The sequence below is a fragment of the Mycobacterium aquaticum genome (genome assembly GCF_002086485.1).
In the GTDB taxonomy this organism is placed as follows: Bacteria; Actinomycetota; Actinomycetes; order Mycobacteriales; family Mycobacteriaceae; genus Mycobacterium; species Mycobacterium aquaticum.
This window is the reverse complement of record NZ_MVHF01000016.1, coordinates 124422-140095: the sequence shown is the minus strand read 5'-3', so window position 1 is coordinate 140095 and position 15674 is coordinate 124422. Positions and strand designations below refer to the sequence as shown.

Annotated in this window: 17 protein-coding genes; 8 read left to right on the top strand and 9 right to left on the bottom strand. The window is 64.4% G+C overall.

The features are described 5' to 3' along the window. Positions 1-132 precede the first annotated feature (132 nt). A complete protein-coding gene (locus BST13_RS17465; RefSeq protein WP_211296110.1) occupies positions 133-936 on the bottom strand; it encodes a crotonase/enoyl-CoA hydratase family protein in 804 nt (267 codons plus the stop codon). A gap of 192 nt (positions 937-1128) precedes the next feature. Between BST13_RS17465 and BST13_RS39055 the strand changes: the two genes are divergently transcribed. Next, positions 1129-1266, top strand: coding sequence for a hypothetical protein (locus tag BST13_RS39055; RefSeq protein WP_158087160.1), 138 nt, complete (start codon positions 1129-1131; stop codon positions 1264-1266). A 22-nt stretch (positions 1267-1288) separates the two neighbouring features. Next, positions 1289-1906, top strand: a complete 618-nt coding sequence (locus BST13_RS17460) for a TetR/AcrR family transcriptional regulator (RefSeq protein ID WP_245839691.1) — start codon at positions 1289-1291, stop codon at positions 1904-1906. 117 nt (positions 1907-2023) lie between these two features. On the opposite strand, the gene BST13_RS17455 is transcribed toward BST13_RS17460, so the two are convergent. From BST13_RS17455 to BST13_RS17420, 8 genes are all read right to left on the bottom strand, one after another. Then, a complete protein-coding gene (locus BST13_RS17455) occupies positions 2024-3514 on the bottom strand; it encodes an APC family permease (RefSeq protein ID WP_083165268.1) in 1491 nt (496 codons plus the stop codon). Positions 3515-3815: 301 nt separating this feature from the next. Beyond that, on the bottom strand, positions 3816-4226 hold the full coding sequence (locus BST13_RS17450) for a cupin domain-containing protein (protein ID WP_245839689.1): 411 nt from the start codon (positions 4224-4226) through the stop codon (positions 3816-3818). Positions 4227-4552: 326 nt separating this feature from the next. Further along, positions 4553-5140: a TetR/AcrR family transcriptional regulator gene (locus tag BST13_RS17445; RefSeq protein WP_083165289.1), complete on the bottom strand. Its 588-nt coding sequence runs from the start codon at positions 5138-5140 to the stop codon at positions 4553-4555. Positions 5141-5250: 110 nt separating this feature from the next. After that, positions 5251-6735, bottom strand: a complete 1485-nt coding sequence (locus BST13_RS17440; RefSeq protein WP_083165266.1) for an NAD(P)-binding domain-containing protein — start codon at positions 6733-6735, stop codon at positions 5251-5253. 332 nt (positions 6736-7067) lie between these two features. Then, the gene (locus BST13_RS17435) at positions 7068-7451 is read right to left on the bottom strand and encodes a cupin domain-containing protein (protein ID WP_083165265.1); all 384 of its coding nucleotides are present in this window, start codon (positions 7449-7451) and stop codon (positions 7068-7070) included. Between the two features lie 646 nt (positions 7452-8097). Continuing rightward, positions 8098-8625 (bottom strand): dihydrofolate reductase family protein, encoded by a 528-nt coding sequence (locus tag BST13_RS17430; RefSeq protein WP_083165264.1) that lies wholly within the window; start codon positions 8623-8625, stop codon positions 8098-8100. Positions 8626-8627: 2 nt separating this feature from the next. Further along, a complete protein-coding gene (locus BST13_RS17425) occupies positions 8628-9539 on the bottom strand; it encodes a helix-turn-helix domain-containing protein (protein ID WP_095533590.1) in 912 nt (303 codons plus the stop codon). Positions 9540-9593: 54 nt separating this feature from the next. After that, positions 9594-10430, bottom strand: coding sequence for an arylamine N-acetyltransferase family protein (locus tag BST13_RS17420; protein ID WP_083165287.1), 837 nt, complete (start codon positions 10428-10430; stop codon positions 9594-9596). A 58-nt stretch (positions 10431-10488) separates the two neighbouring features. Between BST13_RS17420 and BST13_RS17415 the strand changes: the two genes are divergently transcribed. The 6 genes from BST13_RS17415 (at position 10489) to BST13_RS17390 (ending at position 15632) form a co-directional block, all read left to right on the top strand. Continuing rightward, positions 10489-11061 carry an HD domain-containing protein gene (locus BST13_RS17415; protein ID WP_083165263.1) on the top strand — a complete coding sequence of 191 codons (573 nt, stop codon included), beginning with the start codon at positions 10489-10491 and terminating at the stop codon, positions 11059-11061. Between the two features lie 38 nt (positions 11062-11099). Further along, the gene (locus BST13_RS17410; protein WP_083165262.1) at positions 11100-11357 is read left to right on the top strand and encodes a ribbon-helix-helix domain-containing protein; all 258 of its coding nucleotides are present in this window, start codon (positions 11100-11102) and stop codon (positions 11355-11357) included. Beyond that, positions 11344-11775: a type II toxin-antitoxin system VapC family toxin gene (locus BST13_RS17405; protein WP_083165261.1), complete on the top strand. Its 432-nt coding sequence runs from the start codon at positions 11344-11346 to the stop codon at positions 11773-11775. Before BST13_RS17410 ends, BST13_RS17405 begins: the two co-directional genes overlap by 14 nt. Before the next feature lie 151 nt (positions 11776-11926). Further along, a complete protein-coding gene (locus tag BST13_RS17400; protein ID WP_083165260.1) occupies positions 11927-12736 on the top strand; it encodes a 1-acyl-sn-glycerol-3-phosphate acyltransferase in 810 nt (269 codons plus the stop codon). A 24-nt stretch (positions 12737-12760) separates the two neighbouring features. Beyond that, complete coding sequence (gene fadD12 / locus BST13_RS17395) at positions 12761-14392, top strand: acyl-CoA ligase FadD12 (protein ID WP_095533595.1); 1632 nt, start codon at positions 12761-12763, stop codon at positions 14390-14392. Beyond that, positions 14385-15632, top strand: coding sequence for an alpha/beta hydrolase (locus BST13_RS17390; RefSeq protein ID WP_083165258.1), 1248 nt, complete (start codon positions 14385-14387; stop codon positions 15630-15632). The genes fadD12 and BST13_RS17390 overlap by 8 nt, the downstream gene beginning before the upstream one ends. Positions 15633-15674 lie beyond the last annotated feature (42 nt).

Sequence of the window (15674 nt, the reverse complement as noted above, 5' to 3'; positions counted from 1 at the left end):
TCTCCGCCCGCCCCGCGGCTCTGGGGCCACTGGACAACGCCGGCTGTTTTTTCGCGCGCGGACTCTCGCGAGCAGACAGACAAGCGCCCTTTTTCGCTCCAAAACGGGCGATTCTCTGTCTGGTCGGCAAACTTAGCGACCCGTGAACGTGGCGGGGCGGCGCTCGATGAACGACTGCACGCCCTCGGCGGCATCGGCAGTGCTGAACAGTTTCGCGACGTCCGGGCGCAACCGCGCAATGGCCGCGGCGTCCCCGTCATTGGCGGCGGTGTGAGCCGAGGCCAGGGTGGCTCGCACGCCCAGCGGCGCGACGCGGTCGGCGATGGTGTGGGCGATCTCGCGAGCCCGCGCGATCGCGGCTGCGGCGTTCTCGCTGACCTCCTGGACCAAGCCGACGCGATGCGCCTCGGCGGCGTCGAACTCATCACCGGTCAGCAACCACCGCATGGCGTTGCCCCAGCCGGTCTGTCGGGGCAGTCGCAACGTGGCTCCGCCGAATGGATAGATGCCGCGGAGCACCTCGATCTGCGCGAACCGGGTGTCGGCAGCGGCGACGCGGATGTCGGCCGCCAACAGCAATTCGATGCCCAGCGTCAGACACCGCCCCTGGGCCGCGGCCACGATCGGCTTGGTCCAGTCGCCGTCGAGCCGCCACGGATCACGCCCGTCCTGCGGAGCAGGCAGACTGCCGCCGGCAATGTGCGGCGCGACGTCGACGAGATCGAGGCCGGCCGTGAAGTGGTCACCATGGGCAAACAACACCGCGGCGCGCAGGTCGTCGTCGGCCTCGAGTAGCCCGTAGGCCCGGGATAAATCCGTGAGCATCGTGACGTTGAAGGCATTGCGCTTCTCCGGTCGGTTCAGCCCGATCAGCAGGACGTGCCCGTCGCGCTCCAAGGTCACCGTCTCGAGGATCAGCTCACTGGTACCGGTCATGAACGGAGTCAACTGCACAACGCCAAATTATGCAAGTGATCATAGTTTCAGAATGATCACAATATCTCCAGCAAACAGGTTTTCTGGCTATTAACCTGCTAGTCTGCTAGGCGTCAGCACACTGGTTAGCCGATCGTCACTCGACGGCTGTTATCTCTTAATATGATCGACGACATAGAAGGGCGGTGCAGGATGTGGGTCATAGAAGTCAACATCGCCGGTCACCGGTTCACCCACGAGGTCCGCGCACCGCACGCCCCGACGCTGCATGTCAGCCCACGCGGGCTGCGGCGGCGCCCGACACCACTACCCCAGGAACGTGTTGCCTGATCCCGTCGCTCCGCTCGCCCCGATGCCCCGCAACAGGCGCGGCTCCACCCGCACCCGCATGCTCGTCAGCGCAGTCGAGGTCTTGCGGGAACGTGGCGCGGCAGGCGTCACGATCGACGAGGTGCTGACCCGCAGCGGCGCGCCACGCGGCTCGGTGTATCACCATTTCCCCGACGGCCGGAACCAGATTCTCGCCGAGGCGCTGCAGATGGCGGGCAACACCATCGGGGCCGTCATCGACCGCGACGCCGACGGCGGAGGCCTGCCGTTGGTCCGCACCTTTGTCGAGTTCTGGGAAAGGCTGCTCGCCGACAGTGACTTCACCGCGGGCTGTCCCGTGGTGGCCGCGGCAATCGGCCCGCCCGATGACGAACCGCAACTGACCGAGGCGGCAGGCGAGATCTTCGACCGCTGGCGCGCCGCGCTGGCTCGCGCGTTCACCGCCGACGGATTCGACCGAACCGAGGCCGCGTCGCTGGCGGTCATGTGCATCGCCGCACTCGAAGGCGCCGTGGTGCTGTGCCGCTCCTCACGCACCGTCGAGCCGCTGCAAGAAGTCGCTCAGCAACTCGAATTCCTCATCAAGTCACGCGAATTCGTCCGCCGCAACGGCCTGCCGACGGCCAAGGCCCCGAAGTAGGCCCAGGCCTCCTGACCTCCGCAAGTCCGCGAAAAGGTTTGGGCTACAACAGGAAACAACCAAAGGCCCTGCAGTTGATCAACTGCAGGGCCTTTGATTCTCCGGTTACGACACCAGTCAGATCGTGCTTCGGTCCACCTGCTGGGTGGCGACTACATCGTCTGAACTCGCCGCGCCAGAACTCACCGCTTTCTCGGCGTCTGACCGCACCTCACGCTGCGTGTACAGCCAGATCGGGATGAATATCGCCAGGACGACGAAGCCGAGCCAGGTTGAGGTCCAACCGATTTCCAGGCTGTTCAGGTAGACCACGCCGACGAGGCACAGCGGCACGTTGAACAGACCGAAGGCCAGTGCGACCCACTTCCAGCCATTGGGCGCCTTGAATGGCCGTTCCAGTTTGGCGAAGGCCGGATTCGTCTTCGCCTTGACGTAGGCGAACAGGCTGATGCCATTGGCGCAGGTGTAGCCGATGGCTGCGGCGGCCAGGATTGCCGGGATGGATCCGGTGAAAATCAGGGCCATGTTGAATGCCGCAGTGACGAACATGGCAACGAACGGGGTGCCCTGCCGATTCGTCTTGCCGAATACCTTGGGGAAGTTGCCTTCCTCTGCCATGGAATGCAGGGCCCGGGCCGAACCCAGGTAAGCGGTCTGGATGATCAGGATCATCGCCGCGATCAGCATGACGATGGTGACGGTGGTACCCGCCTGGCCGAAGACGGCGTGGGCGACGGGGATGAGCGGTGAGATGGGTTCGGCCAAGACGCCGTCGACACCGAGTACCCCGATGACTGCGGCCTCCACCAGGACGAACGAGAAGAAGCAGATGACGCCACAGGTGTACAGCGCTTTGGGAACGTCCCTGCCGGGCTTCTTGTATTCGGGGGCGTAGATGGCGGCCGTTTCCCAACCGCCGGTGCTCCACAATGCGATGGAGAAGATGCCGAAGATGATCAGGATGTGGTGTGCGTCCCAGGCCCAGTCGGCCGGTGCCCAGTTGCCGGTGATGTTCGCCATGTCAACGTGCCCGGTGGCGAATGGCGCGATGGTCAGGACTGCCAGCGGAATCAGGGAAACGGCAGCCAGGATGTAACCGAGGATGGCGCCGTCCTTGAGGCCGAACCAGTTCACGACGGACAAGCCGGTGAAGATCACCAGACCCGACAGCAGGCCAAGCTGGTACTCGGTGAAGTGTGCGGCCAGCGCGGGAAACAGCCCATGCAGGTAGTTGCCGACCAGGATGGCGAAGATCGACAGCACCGGGTTCCAGGCGAACCAGTAGCTCCAGGCACTGAAGCCGCCGAGCAGTTTGCCCTTGTCGTACTTGCCGTTGTAGTTCTTGGTGCGGAATACGTGCTGCACGAAGCCAGGCAGGCCAGAGGCTTCGGGGAAGGTGGTCGCCAATTCGGCGTAGGCGGTGTTCTGGAAGAAGGTCTGCAGGATTGACAGTCCCCAGACCATGATGGCGGCGGCCGCCACATAACTGGGCAGGTAGCCCAAGGACGGCAGGATCAGCAAGGGCACACCCAGCGCGATGGCCAGGCCCTGCTTCCAGTCGATCGACCTTTTCAGGTGATCAACTCCATCCAAAGTATCTTGACTCATGAGATTTTCCTTTGGTTAGCGGTGAAACTTTCGACAGTCCTGCTGGCTGGCGGGAGGGCTGACCGCCATCGCCCGGCAGGGTGGATCGGGGGCCGGCAGCTCTTGAGATGCGTGCTTCTCGCGGCATCGATGACCGCCGTAGAGAGATACGACACGGGTTTGTGCGCGGATATCGGGTTGGCCATATTCAGTTGGAGGCGTCGAGACGTCGCTGACTTCTCCCCGCTGCCGGCTCGCTTCGGCGCCTGCTGAGGAGATCGTCAGGAGCCTGGGCTGGCGCGGCTGTGCGGGGACACCGAGCTCAGATTTCGAAGTACCGGAAGGAGTGGGATTCCATACCGTCGGGATTGGGGCCATAGGTGGCGAGCATCCGCGCGTACACGGGTGCCAAGTACCGGCCCGTGCGTCCGGCATTCACGCGAGCGGAGTCACCTGGTCCCAGGATGACGGATTCACCATCGCACTCGATGTGGAGCTCGCCTTCCACCACGAAGGCCGTCTCGGTGTGCGGGTGGAAGTCCTCCCAGCCGCAGCGCTCCAGTTCCCACTCGGAGAGGACGAATTCGTCCCAAGCGCCGATCGGGTCGGCGTTGATGAACCTGCACCGCATTCGGGGCCATTCGGCCTTCATGACTTTCATGGGCTGTGCAGGCCAGGAATCGATGGCATTCCCCGTCGTCAGCGTCGACGGCTGGGGACTGGATTTCGTCATGTCGCTATCCGTTTCTTCAGAGCAATCCGCACTGCGGGTAGTTCTCGTGAATTGTCGAGGCGAATCCTTCCGAGCCGAATTTCCGGCTATTCAGGAATCGACCTCTCCTCGGTGGGCGGCTTGTCGATCAGTCGGGGCGTTTCTGGCGGCTTGCGGACAAACCATTCCTTTTTCGCCGACCTCGAACAGAGCTCGAGGCCGACGGGGCGGGCGATGTCGACCAAATGACATGCCCTGAACCCCATCGCCAACCGGTACCCGTCACTACTGCCAGTGCAGCGTGTTCAAGTCACCCTGTCGGGTGGATGCCGTTGTGGCCGTTGTGTTTAGACGCCGGCCTTGATCAAAAGTGCATCCAACATCGTGAAAAACATGGACCGGAAATCAGCCGCCGTCGGGTCGGTCATGTACTGGATGGCCGCTCCGTCGTAGATCATCAGGAATGACCGGACGAGCGTGGTCATCTCCATCTGGCACTGATCACCATTGTTCTTGGCCGCGGCAGAGAAGATATTTCCCAACTCCACTACGTAGGCGGGATAAATCTTGGCTGCCAGCGGACTAACCGCAGCATTACGCGTTGCCCACAGAATGAGTTCGATCTCGGCGAGGAGGCTTGCAGGTTCTTCGGTCAATGAACGCCAGTACTCTTCGGCCACTTGTTCCACGGCCTTACGGAGTCCTAGATGAACCGAAATCTCGTGGGAGAAGAGGTTCAAGTTCTTCAACCACGCTTCGGCGGCCGCGTCCATGAGTTCGCTCTTGTCGTCGAAGCAATAATGGGCGGTGGCCAAGGGGGCGTTGGCCTCCTTGGCGATAGCCCGCATGGTCACTGACTGAACGCCTTTACGCCTCATTAGTTCCAGGGTCGCTGAAATCAGCTGTCCTCGTCGTTCGTCTGCGGACACCCGCATAGCCACCCCTCCAGTCTCCTGGTTTCGGTCCATCTGAGAAGCCTCCCCAAGATTATTGCTTGGGCTGCGAAGTTCCCATCTTGCGATTACAGGAGACTGGAACATCGGGGTCAGCTGTGGGTGGGTTGCGGGCGGGTGTGCAGGACTTCGGTGTGGTGTACCAGTGATGGTCCGGCACCGGCGCCGGTGGCCTCGTCGTGGCCGCCGCGGTGGCGGTCGGTCAGCGACGACGGGGCGTGGATGTCGTCCTGGGAGGGCCCGTTGAGGTAGCGCTCCAGGGAGTCGTCCAACGCGTTGAGCCAGCGGGTGTGGTGCTTTTCCGAGAGGGTGCCGGTGATCACCGAGCGATGCTGGGCATCGCGGTAGCCCAGGATGTCGACGTGCTTGTTGTGCATCCAGTCCTTGAACAACTGGCACACCGCATCCAGGTCGAACGACGGGTAGTCGGTGGCATCGATGAGCTCGCGGACGTAGTCGGTCTGAAACTCCGCCTCGGCGTCATGATCGGGCAGCGCGGCCTGGCGTTCCAGCCAGGACTGGATGTCGGCTTCCCGTTTGTCGTAGTCGGGCAGGTCGATCACCCCGGTCATCACATCGCGGGCAAACCAGGCCTGGGCGTCGAACATGTTGAACGTGTAGTACTGGTCCTGGGCGCCCAGGTAGAACAGGTTGGTGTTCTGCTGCCACACCACGCCCTTGTAGAGGTTGGCCGGGTACAGCACGTTCGGCGAGGACAGTGACAGTTCACTGGGCAAGAACGGGTACTTGTGCTGATAGCCGGTGCACAGCACCACGGCGTCGAAATCGTCCTGGGTGCCGTCACTGAAGTAGGCGGTGTTGCCCTCGAAGCGGGTCACCAGCGGGCGTTCCACGGTGTTCCACGGCCAGTGGTAGCCCATCGGGTTGGTGCGGTAGCTCATGGTGATCGACGCCGCCCCCATCTTGTGGGCCTGCATCCCGATGTCCTCGGCGGAGTAGCTGCTGCCGATCATCAGCAGCCGCTTGCCGTAGAAGCGTTCCGCGCCGCGGAAATCGTGGGCGTGCAGCACCTCGCCGGGGAAGGTCTTGATGCCCTCGAACTCGGGCACCGCCGGCACGTGGAAGTGCCCGGTGGCCACCACCAGCTTGTCGAACACGTGGGTTTCGGTCTGGTTGGTCTTGAGGTTCTCCACCGTGACGGTGAATTCTTGCGTGTCGGGGTTGTAGCTGGTGTGCCGGGCCACCGTGTTGAACTTGACGTACTTGCGCACGTCGGACTTCTCCACCCGGCCCTTGATGTAGTCCACCAGCACCGCGCGCGGCGGGAACGACGAGATGGGCCGGCCGAAGTGCTCGTCGAAGGAGTAATCGGAGAACTCCAGGCACTCCTTGGGGCCGTTGGACCACAGGTGGCGGTACATGCTCGAATGCACCGGCTCGCCGTAGGCGTCCAACCCGATCCGCCACCCGTAGTTCCACTGCCCACCCCAGTCATCCTGCTTCTCAAAGCAGGTGATCTGCGGGATCGCGATCCCCTTCTGCCGCGCCGATTCAAACGCCCGCAACTGCGCCAAACCACTCGGCCCAGCACCAATAATTCCAACTCGTAAAGTCATGCCACTTTCCTCTTCGCAATTTCGTGGGACGTTGTATCCAACGTCGTTAGGTAGGCCGCGTAGGTAACGCCGGTAATTGAGCGATTAGCTTTCCGGTGGCGGCTGATGCCTTTCGGCCGGGCGTTTTCCCGGCGGCCAGACACGAATTCCAGGTACCCACTGACGATACGAAAAGAGTCAGAGATAACCGGGACAGTAGAGCGCATCCCTGAACACTTCGGAACCGACCGGTTGGACCGTTTCGGTGGCGGTAGATGCGGAGAACAACAGAATCTGCATTCGTCGCACACGAGGATCGTCTCCCCATCCAAGCGACCGCAGCGTAGGGCGCCCTAGGGGGCGAAGGTGCGGTCGCCGGCGAAGAAGCCGAGGCCGTATTCGGGGGTCTCGAACTTGACGGTGGTGCCCTTGGGGAAGAACAGCACGTCGCGCTCCTTGGCGTGGGTGACCTCGCCGGTGTCCTGATCGGTGAGGATGAATTCACCTGCGACGACGAGCTTCATCTCGTCGTAGGTGTACGTGTAGACCAACGGCTCCGACTTCTTCAGCTCGAAGAACCCCGAGCTCATGACGGTGCCCTCCGGGTTGTGGAAAGAGTCGGCGATCGCGGCGACGACACCGGGCTCGTTCATGCTCGGCAAATCCTCGTAGCCCCGTTCCACCTTGTGGATGGACCCGGCCTTGGTCAGGGTTCCGACGGTCGTGATTTCTGCCATGGTTACTCCAATTCATGTGGTGTGAAAATAGCCCGACTACCCAGCCGAACTGTCGATCTTCTGTGCACCTTTCCGGACATGGAATTTGCACACGGGTCAGATATGAGAGCCATCGGAGTCATCCGCAATCCGACGTTCTCGCCCCTAACGGGCTGACCGAAATTCTGCTCCTAACTCCTCCGGTGTGATGCCAGTCACGTTGCGTCCAATGAATCTGACATGGACGACCGTTCATGTCAACCGTTCAAGAGAGATTTTTTTTGGAACGCCGGCGCCCCGTTTTCGCTGGCCACCACCACGGATCCCCTGACCACAGGCAGGTCACAGTGAGACCACAGCGCCGGTGTCCACACGCGTGGGTGGATCCACCGGGGTATCCGGGGGCCATGCGGCCGCCGGCATCGACACGGCATCGTCCGCGGGCCCGGCGTGGCGCTGCCGGTGACGCGTCATCCACGATGGCGGAGCACTGTTCAGTCCGGCATGGTTTTGCCTGTGACGAAACCCGGTGGTCTCGCAATCTTGGCCGCGCGCAGTAGATTTCGGATCGGACGCGGCGGGCGCCACCGCCCGGACGGATGAGGATCGCCGGGCGTCAATCAATCCCCGTCAGAGACGGGGCAAGTCGCTTACTCGACGCCGCGAGTCAGGCTTTCGTCCAACGGGCACACACGAAATCACCGTTGACCGCCGAAGATTCCAGCACCCACTCCGAGCGCAGCGGCAGCACCGGCGAGCCCGCGCCGAGGGTGCACGGTGCGTAGCTGACCACCAATTCGTCCACCAGCCCGGCTGCGACAAACTGCGCCGCGACAACACCACCGCCGATCACCCAGACATCCTTGCCTGCTGCCGCTGCCACAAGTTCGGGATGCAAGTCGGTGACCGCACCGTCGAAAGCCTGCACCGGGTGCCCGGCCCCCACCGCGGTGACGATGTCGGCCCGGTGGGTCAACACCCACGCCGGTTGGTCGTACGACCACTCGCCGTTGTTCTTCACGATCCACTCGTAGGTATCCGCGCCCATTGCAAGGGCCCCAACGCTTTTGATGAAATCGTCGTAACCGAACGGTCCGTCGGTGTCGATCGTCCGGGAGATCAGCCAGTCCAGGCTTCCCTCTGCGTCGACCAGGTAGCCGTCCAGGCTTGAGCCGGTGTAGTAGACGGTCTTCATGTTCACTCTCTCCTCATCCATGCCAATGGGTCACCGTTGTCGGCGATCACGCCGTGGTGCGCCAGCATCGAGCGCGTAATGCCGCGGCGTTGCGCCGAATACGTCAGCACGTGAGCGACGATGCCGTACAGCTGAAAGGATTCCGGCGGGTCACACAGCGCATCGATCACGGTGTCGGCCAGCCGACCCGCCGCCGAGTACTCCGAAATCAACGTGGTCCAACGCTTCCCGACGACATCATGACGTTCGGCCAGTTCCTCCGGGGTCGACGTAGCGGTGCGCGACGGGAAGTCCCGGCCCTCGATGGTGGCCAGCCAGACCTCCTTGGTCCACACCGTCGCACCGAGGACCGCCGCAACGCTGGGCTCGGGCCCGTCCCACTCGAGCACCACCTGCCCGGGCGAAATTTCCTGCACCCATTGACTTTCACTGAGATCGGCGGCAAGCCCGATCAGGTATGCGGTGTCGGCGATGTCGTGCACGAGCATGAATTGCGATACATCCGGCCCGCCACCGATATCACCTGCGCTGTCACACCACAGCGAGTGCGGCGGATGGAAGTGCACACCGTTGGGCGCGGCGAGCCGGAATGCGACATCGCCTGCGCGGGACGGCGGTACGCCGAAGGCCCGCCGGAAGGCCCGGGAGAACACTTCTGCCGATGACCAGCCCTCCGCGGCCGCCACGTCGGCCACCCCTTGCCCGCGCTGCAACCGCCACGCCGCGCGCTCGAGCATGACACGGCGACGCATCGCGGCCGGCGGCTCACCGGTGAGCCGGCGCACCTCCCGCGAGAAGTGGAACTCCGACACGTAGCTGCTGCGGGCCATCTCACCGACGGCGGTGTTGTCGGCATCGACGACGGCGTCGAGCAACTCCCGCAGTCGGTCTCGTCCGTTCGGTGGCGCGCTCACGCTGTCCGAGTATGGTCGCCTTCCGGTGTCGGCGACATGACGATTCCTGCTGTGTCAGGTGTCGAGCACGTCGTGTACCCGCGCGGCGAGCGACGACCGGTCGATACCGCCCAGGTCGATGCCGAATCGGCCGGTCAACTCGTCGAGCACCTGGGCCGCGGTGTCGAACCGGATCTTCTCGGTGGCTCCGCCGCGGTGGATGGCCAGGTTTCGGCCCCGCAGGTTGTATCTCGCGTCGTCGGTGATCAGGGCCACGGTCAACCCGGTGACGAAGAATCCACCGGGATGCGTTGACACATACCAGCTTCCGACCTCGAGATCGATGCGCGGGCGCGGCGCGGTGGTGAAGGTGTACAGCGACTTCCAGTCGTCGTGGATCAGCGTCTGCAGAACCAAGCCGTCCTCGTGATCGAGCAGCCGGTACGGCTCGTGACGGGTCTGCTGCACCGGCCCGGCCACCAGCCGGATCGGCGACGACAGCGTCTGCCCGCCGAACCCGACGTCGACCAGGTAGCGCTCGTCGAGACCCGGCACCGTCACCGCAAGCACGTTGTGCGTTTCGGCGGGTAGCGGCGCGCCGGGCGGGCGCATCCACACCACGCGGCCCGCCAACCGGTCGACTCCGAAACCCAACTCGTCGAGCACATACCCGAGCAGGCCGTTGTGCTCGTAGCAGTAACCGCCGCGGCGCCGGTTCAGCATCTTGTCGGCCAGGGCCTCTGCGCTCAGGTCGGCAACGGGGACGCCGAGCAACGGGTCGAGGTTTTCGAAAGGGATGGACCGGTTGTGCGCGGCGACGATGTCGCGCAGCGTGCCCAGATCGGGACGCGCGGGTCCCCGATAGCCGATCCTGCCGAAGTATCCGTCGAGGTCGATCGCCGATGTGCCCACGATCGCCAATGATGCGTCCTCAACAGCGGTTCAGGTCAAACCGGAGCAGACTGACATCATGTCCGCGCATCTCACCGAGGACCTGCGGGAAGATCTGCTGGCCCGCTGGTCGGAGTCCCATCGCAAGCACCACAACGTCACGCATCTGCACGAGCTCCTGGACGCGGTCCAGGCGCTGGCCGACGAAGGGCTGCATTTCGATCGGGAGGCGGTCGAACTGGCGGCATGGTTCCACGATGCGGTTTACGAGATAGGCCGTGACGACAACGAGGACCGCTCCGCCGAGTTGGCACGTGAGTTGCTGTCGTCGTCCCCGATGCGCGACGAGGTGGCCCGCCTGGTGTTGGCGACCAAGACCCACAAGGTCGCCGACGGGGACGTCAACGCGGCGGTGCTCAGCGACGCCGACCTGTCGGTGCTCGGCGCCGACGCCGCGCGCTATGAGCGCTACGCGGCCGCGGTACGCGCGGAGTATGACGCGGTTCCCGACGACGTGTTCAAGCCGGCCCGGGCGCGGGTTCTCACCGACTTACTCAGTGGGTCGATTTTCCACACGACGCCGGGCCGGAACCGCTGGGAGGCGCAGGCCCGCCGCAATGTGACCGCCGAGATCAAGGCTCTGAACGGCTGAAGCATCTTTATGCCTGATGGAGGCATTAAGATGTCATCATGCGGACCACCATTCGTATCGATGACGCGCTCTACCGCGAGGTGAAGGCCCGGGCCGCCCGGTCGGGACGCACGGTTGCGGCCGTTCTCGAAGACGCAGTGCGGCGGGGGCTCGATGAGACCGAGCAGTTGGCAAAGCCGCGCTATGCGGTGCGGCCCCTCGGTTCCGGCGGCCTTCGGCCGGGCATTGACATCGCGTTCAACAGCACCGTCGCCGAAGCGATGGACGAAGGTGCCTCTATCGATGCTGTGCGTTGACGTCAACGTGCTCGTCTACGCGCACCGACCCGATCTTGAGCAGCACTCCCGATACCGGGATCTGCTGGAGCAGTGGGCCAACGGTGACGAACCCCTGGGGTTGCCCGACGTAGTGCTCAGCGGATTTCATCGGGTCATCACCAACCGCAGGATTTTCGCCGAACCGGTGAGCCCGGAATACGCCTGGGCGGCGGTTGACGCGCTCGTCGAGGCACCGGCAGCGCTGACGTTGCGGACGGGCGAGCGGCACTGGTCGGTGTTCCGCCAACTCTGCGACGACATCGACGCGCGCGGCAACGACGTCCAGGACGCGTATCTGGCGGCATACGCGTGCGAGAACAACGCCACCTGGTTGAGCGCCGACCGTGGCTTCGCGCGCTTTCACCGGCTGCAATGGCGGCACCCACTCGACACCTAGAGTCCCGCCGTCTACCTGCGGTTTTGAGAACATGCCAACCACGCGGCCCCACCATCCTGGGCCTGGAGCTCAGAAGTGAATCGGTTTTCACGCCGCGACCTGGCTATCATGGAAAATTAGAACACGTTCCAATTCACCCCAGGGGGACCCGGTGGCCGCGACCGACATCAACCCGTCCGAAATCACCAAGTGGGATCCGGGCCTGACCGAGAAGGTCATGGGCTTCCTGCGTCCGCTCATCAAGGGCTACCACCGCTCCGAGGTGCGTGGGCTGGAGAACTTCCCCAAGGGCGGCGCGCTCGTGGTGTCGAACCATTCGGGCGGCTTGTTCGCGTTGGACGTCCCGGTGTTCGCGACGGGCTTCTACGAGAAATTCGGTTATGAGCGGCCGGTCTACACCCTCAGCCACGACATGCTCATGACCGGGCCGACCGCGGCGTTCTTCAAGAAGACCGGCTTCATCCGGGCCAACCACGAGAACGCCGACGAGGCGCTGCGCTCCGGCGGCGTCGTCGTGGTGTTCCCCGGCGGCGACTACGACGTCTATCGGCCCACCCTGGCGGCGAACAAGATCGACTTCGGCGGCCGGCGCGGCTATGTGAAAGCCGCGATCAACGCGGGCGTGCCGATCGTGCCGATGGTCGGCATCGGCGGCCAGGAGACGCAGATCTTTCTGTCGCGTGGCACCGGGATCGCCAAGGCGCTCGGGCCCATCGCCCGGCTGGCGCGCACCAAGATCGTTCCGGTGTCGTTCGGATTCCCGTTCGGACTGTCTGCGGTGCTGCCGCTCAACGTGCCGCTGCCGAGCAAGATCGTCATGCAGGCCCTCCCGCCGGTGGACATCGCCGCGGAGTTCGGCGAGGACCCGGACATCGATGAGGTCGACGCCCACGTCCGGCGGGTCATGCAGCGCGCCCTGGACAAGCTCGCCGACGAGCGTCGGTTCCCGGTGATCGGCTGAGCTGGGGTGGGACCGCTCGACCGCCTGGCCGGACAGCTCAACAACGCTGCCGGTCAGCTCACCGGCGCCGCAGGCCTGGCCAACACCATGCGCCGAGCGGGGTTGCTGACCGCACTGCGGCCCGACAAATACCTGCGGATCGCGGCCATGATGGCACGCGAAAACATGAGTGTCACATCGGGTTTCGCGAGTTCCGCGCAACGATGCCCGGACCGGGCGGGCCTGATCGACGAGCTGGGCACGCTGACGTGGCGCCAGCTGGACCAGCGCGCCGATGCGCTCGCCGCTGCGCTGCAGGCCCTGCCGGCAGGCGCGCCGCAGGTGGTGGGCATCATGGCCCGCAACCATCGTGGCTTCGTGCTGTCGTTGATCGCCGCCAATCGCATCGGCGCCGACGTGTTGCTGCTCAACACGTCGTTCGCAGGACCGGCGCTGGCCGAAGTGGTGACTCGAGAAGCCGTCGACGCCATCATCTTCGATGAGGAGTTCACCGCGACGGTGGACCGTGCGCTGGCCGATAGGCCGACCGCCGCACGCATCGTCGCGTGGACCGACACCCACGCCCACGAGGCCACCGTCGCCAAGTTCGTCGACGAGTTCGAAGGCAAGCAACCGCAGCGGTCCGGCGCCAAGAGCCGAGTCATCCTGCTGACATCGGGCACCACCGGAACACCCAAGGGCGCCAAGCATTCCGGTGGTGGCCCCGAGGTGCTCAAGTCGATCCTGGACCGCACGCCGTGGCACGCCGAAGAGCGAGTGGTGATCGTGGCCCCGATGTTCCACGCCTGGGGTTTCTCGCAGTTGGCCTTCGCAGCGTCGATGGCCTGCACGATCATCACGCGGCGCAAGTTCGATCCGGAAGCCACGCTCGAGCTCATCGACCGGCACCGCGCCACCGGATTGTGCGTCGTACCGGTCATGTTCGACCGGATCATTGATCTGCCCGATCATGTGTTGCGCCGCTACGACGGGCGCTCACTGCGGTTCGCCGCGGCCTCCGGCTCGCGGATGCGCCCCGACGTCGTGACCAAGTTCATGGACCGGTTCGGCGACGTCATCTACAACAACTACAACGCCACCGAGGCAGGCATGATCGCCACGGCCACCCCGGCTGACCTTCGTGCCGCGCCCGACACGGCCGGTAAACCCGCAGAAGGCACCGACATCCGGATTCTCGACACCGACTTCAACGAGCTTCCGACCGGTGAGGTGGGCACCATCTACGTCCGCAACTCGACGCAGTTCGACGGCTATACCTCCGGTAGTACCAAGGACTTCCACGACGGCTACATGTGCTCGGGCGATGTGGGATACCTCGACGATGCCGGCCGACTGTTCGTCGTGGGCCGCGACGACGAGATGATCGTGTCAGGCGGCGAGAACGTCTACCCCATCGAAGTGGAGAAGGTCCTCGCAGGCCATCCCGATGTCGCCGAGGCTGCGGTGATCGGTGTCGACGACGAGCAGTTCGGCCAACGGCTGACGGCCTTTGTGGTGCTTGCCAATCCGGTGGCACCCGACGAACTCAAGACGTACGTGCGAGAGAATCTCGCGAATTACAAAGTGCCACGGGAGATCACCGTGCTCGATGAGCTACCCCGCAACAACACCGGCAAGATCGCCCGCCGCGCTCTGCAGGAGCGCGCCAATGGGTAGGCAGGGCGCGGTCCTCGGCGCCGCCGCGGAAGTCGCCAACGCCGCCAACGCGGTGCGACCGCTGATCCGCAAGGGTAACGGCACCCTGCTGGCGTTCGCGTTCGGCTGGCCGACCTCGGAGAACGCGCCGCTGGTGATCACCGGCTCCGTGCTCGACGCGCTGCGTCGGGTGATCCGCGGTGACCACCGCACGGCGTCGGGACGAATCTCCTTGCTGCTCAAGGCCGTATCGTGGGCACTTCTGGTGTTGGTACACCGGCGCGGCGTGCGGTCCCGGCCGTCGTTCGAGACGCCGCTGCGCGACGCTCTCGGTGCGGATTACCGCGAGGTGGCCCGGGCCGGGCGGCCCGCCGGGGTGTGGGCGACCTCTCGGATCCGTCGCAGGTATGTCCAGCAGACGGTGAAATACGGCCCGCACAAGGCCAATCTGGCCGACATCTGGCGGCGCTCCGATCTGCCGCGTGACGGTAAAGCGCCGGTGCTCCTGCAGGTGCCCGGCGGCGCCTGGATGATCGGCGACCGCAGGCCGCAGGGCTATCCGTTGATGGGTCAGCTCGCCGAACAGGGCTGGATCTGTGTGTCGATCGGCTACCGGGTCAGCCCGAAGTACCCGTGGCCCGACCACATCATCGACGTCAAACAGGCGCTGGCCTGGGTCAAGGCCAACATCGCCGACTACGGCGGCGACCCGGAATCGGTGTGCATCACCGGCGGATCGGCAGGTGGACACCTCGCGGCACTGGCGGCTCTGACACCCAACGACCCGAAATGGCAGCCGGGATTCGAGGATGCCGACACCTCGGTGGTCGCGGCGGTGCCGATCTACGGCCGCTACGACTGGTTCAGCAGGACGGGCAACGGCCGCGGCCAGTTCGTCGACGCGCTGCAGCGGGTCATCGTCAAGCTCCCGTTCGCAGGCAACGAGCAGCTCTACCACGACGCATCGCCCATCACGCTGGTCCATCCGGAGGCACCTCCGTTCTTTGTGCTGCACGGCACCAACGATTCGCTGATCCCGGTCGACGAAGGCCGCGAGTTCGTCGCGGCTCTGCAGGAAGTGGCGACCGCACCGGTGGTGTACGCCGAGATCCCGCACGCCCAGCACGCATTCGATATTTTCGGCTCCCCGCACGGGCACTACACCGCCGACGCCGTCGAGAAGTTCCTGAACTGGGTGCTGGCCACGACCGATCGCGCCGAGACTACGGCTTCTGGCGCGTTTTCCCGGAATTCGGGCTAGAAACCGTAGTGTCGGCGCGGAAGTGCAACGACCCCCTACAGT

What these genes read in the sequence shown, in the direction of transcription:
- BST13_RS17390 (WP_083165258.1), top strand. Translation starts at nt 14,385, where the DNA reads ATGGGTAGGCAGGGCGCGGTCCTCGGCGCCGCCGCGGAAGTCGCCAAC.
- BST13_RS17415 (WP_083165263.1), top strand. Translation starts at nt 10,489, where the DNA reads ATGTCCGCGCATCTCACCGAGGACCTGCGGGAAGATCTGCTGGCCCGC.
- BST13_RS17410 (WP_083165262.1), top strand. Translation starts at nt 11,100, where the DNA reads ATGCGGACCACCATTCGTATCGATGACGCGCTCTACCGCGAGGTGAAG.
- BST13_RS17450 (WP_245839689.1), bottom strand. Translation starts at nt 4,226, where the DNA reads ATGACGAAATCCAGTCCCCAGCCGTCGACGCTGACGACGGGGAATGCC.
- BST13_RS17405 (WP_083165261.1), top strand. Translation starts at nt 11,344, where the DNA reads ATGCTGTGCGTTGACGTCAACGTGCTCGTCTACGCGCACCGACCCGAT.
- BST13_RS17440 (WP_083165266.1), bottom strand. Translation starts at nt 6,735, where the DNA reads ATGACTTTACGAGTTGGAATTATTGGTGCTGGGCCGAGTGGTTTGGCG.
- BST13_RS17430 (WP_083165264.1), bottom strand. Translation starts at nt 8,625, where the DNA reads ATGAAGACCGTCTACTACACCGGCTCAAGCCTGGACGGCTACCTGGTC.
- BST13_RS17455 (WP_083165268.1), bottom strand. Translation starts at nt 3,514, where the DNA reads ATGAGTCAAGATACTTTGGATGGAGTTGATCACCTGAAAAGGTCGATC.
- BST13_RS39055 (WP_158087160.1), top strand. Translation starts at nt 1,129, where the DNA reads ATGTGGGTCATAGAAGTCAACATCGCCGGTCACCGGTTCACCCACGAG.
- BST13_RS17465 (WP_211296110.1), bottom strand. Translation starts at nt 936, where the DNA reads ATGACCGGTACCAGTGAGCTGATCCTCGAGACGGTGACCTTGGAGCGC.
- BST13_RS17445 (WP_083165289.1), bottom strand. Translation starts at nt 5,140, where the DNA reads ATGCGGGTGTCCGCAGACGAACGACGAGGACAGCTGATTTCAGCGACC.
- BST13_RS17435 (WP_083165265.1), bottom strand. Translation starts at nt 7,451, where the DNA reads ATGGCAGAAATCACGACCGTCGGAACCCTGACCAAGGCCGGGTCCATC.
- BST13_RS17460 (WP_245839691.1), top strand. Translation starts at nt 1,289, where the DNA reads ATGCCCCGCAACAGGCGCGGCTCCACCCGCACCCGCATGCTCGTCAGC.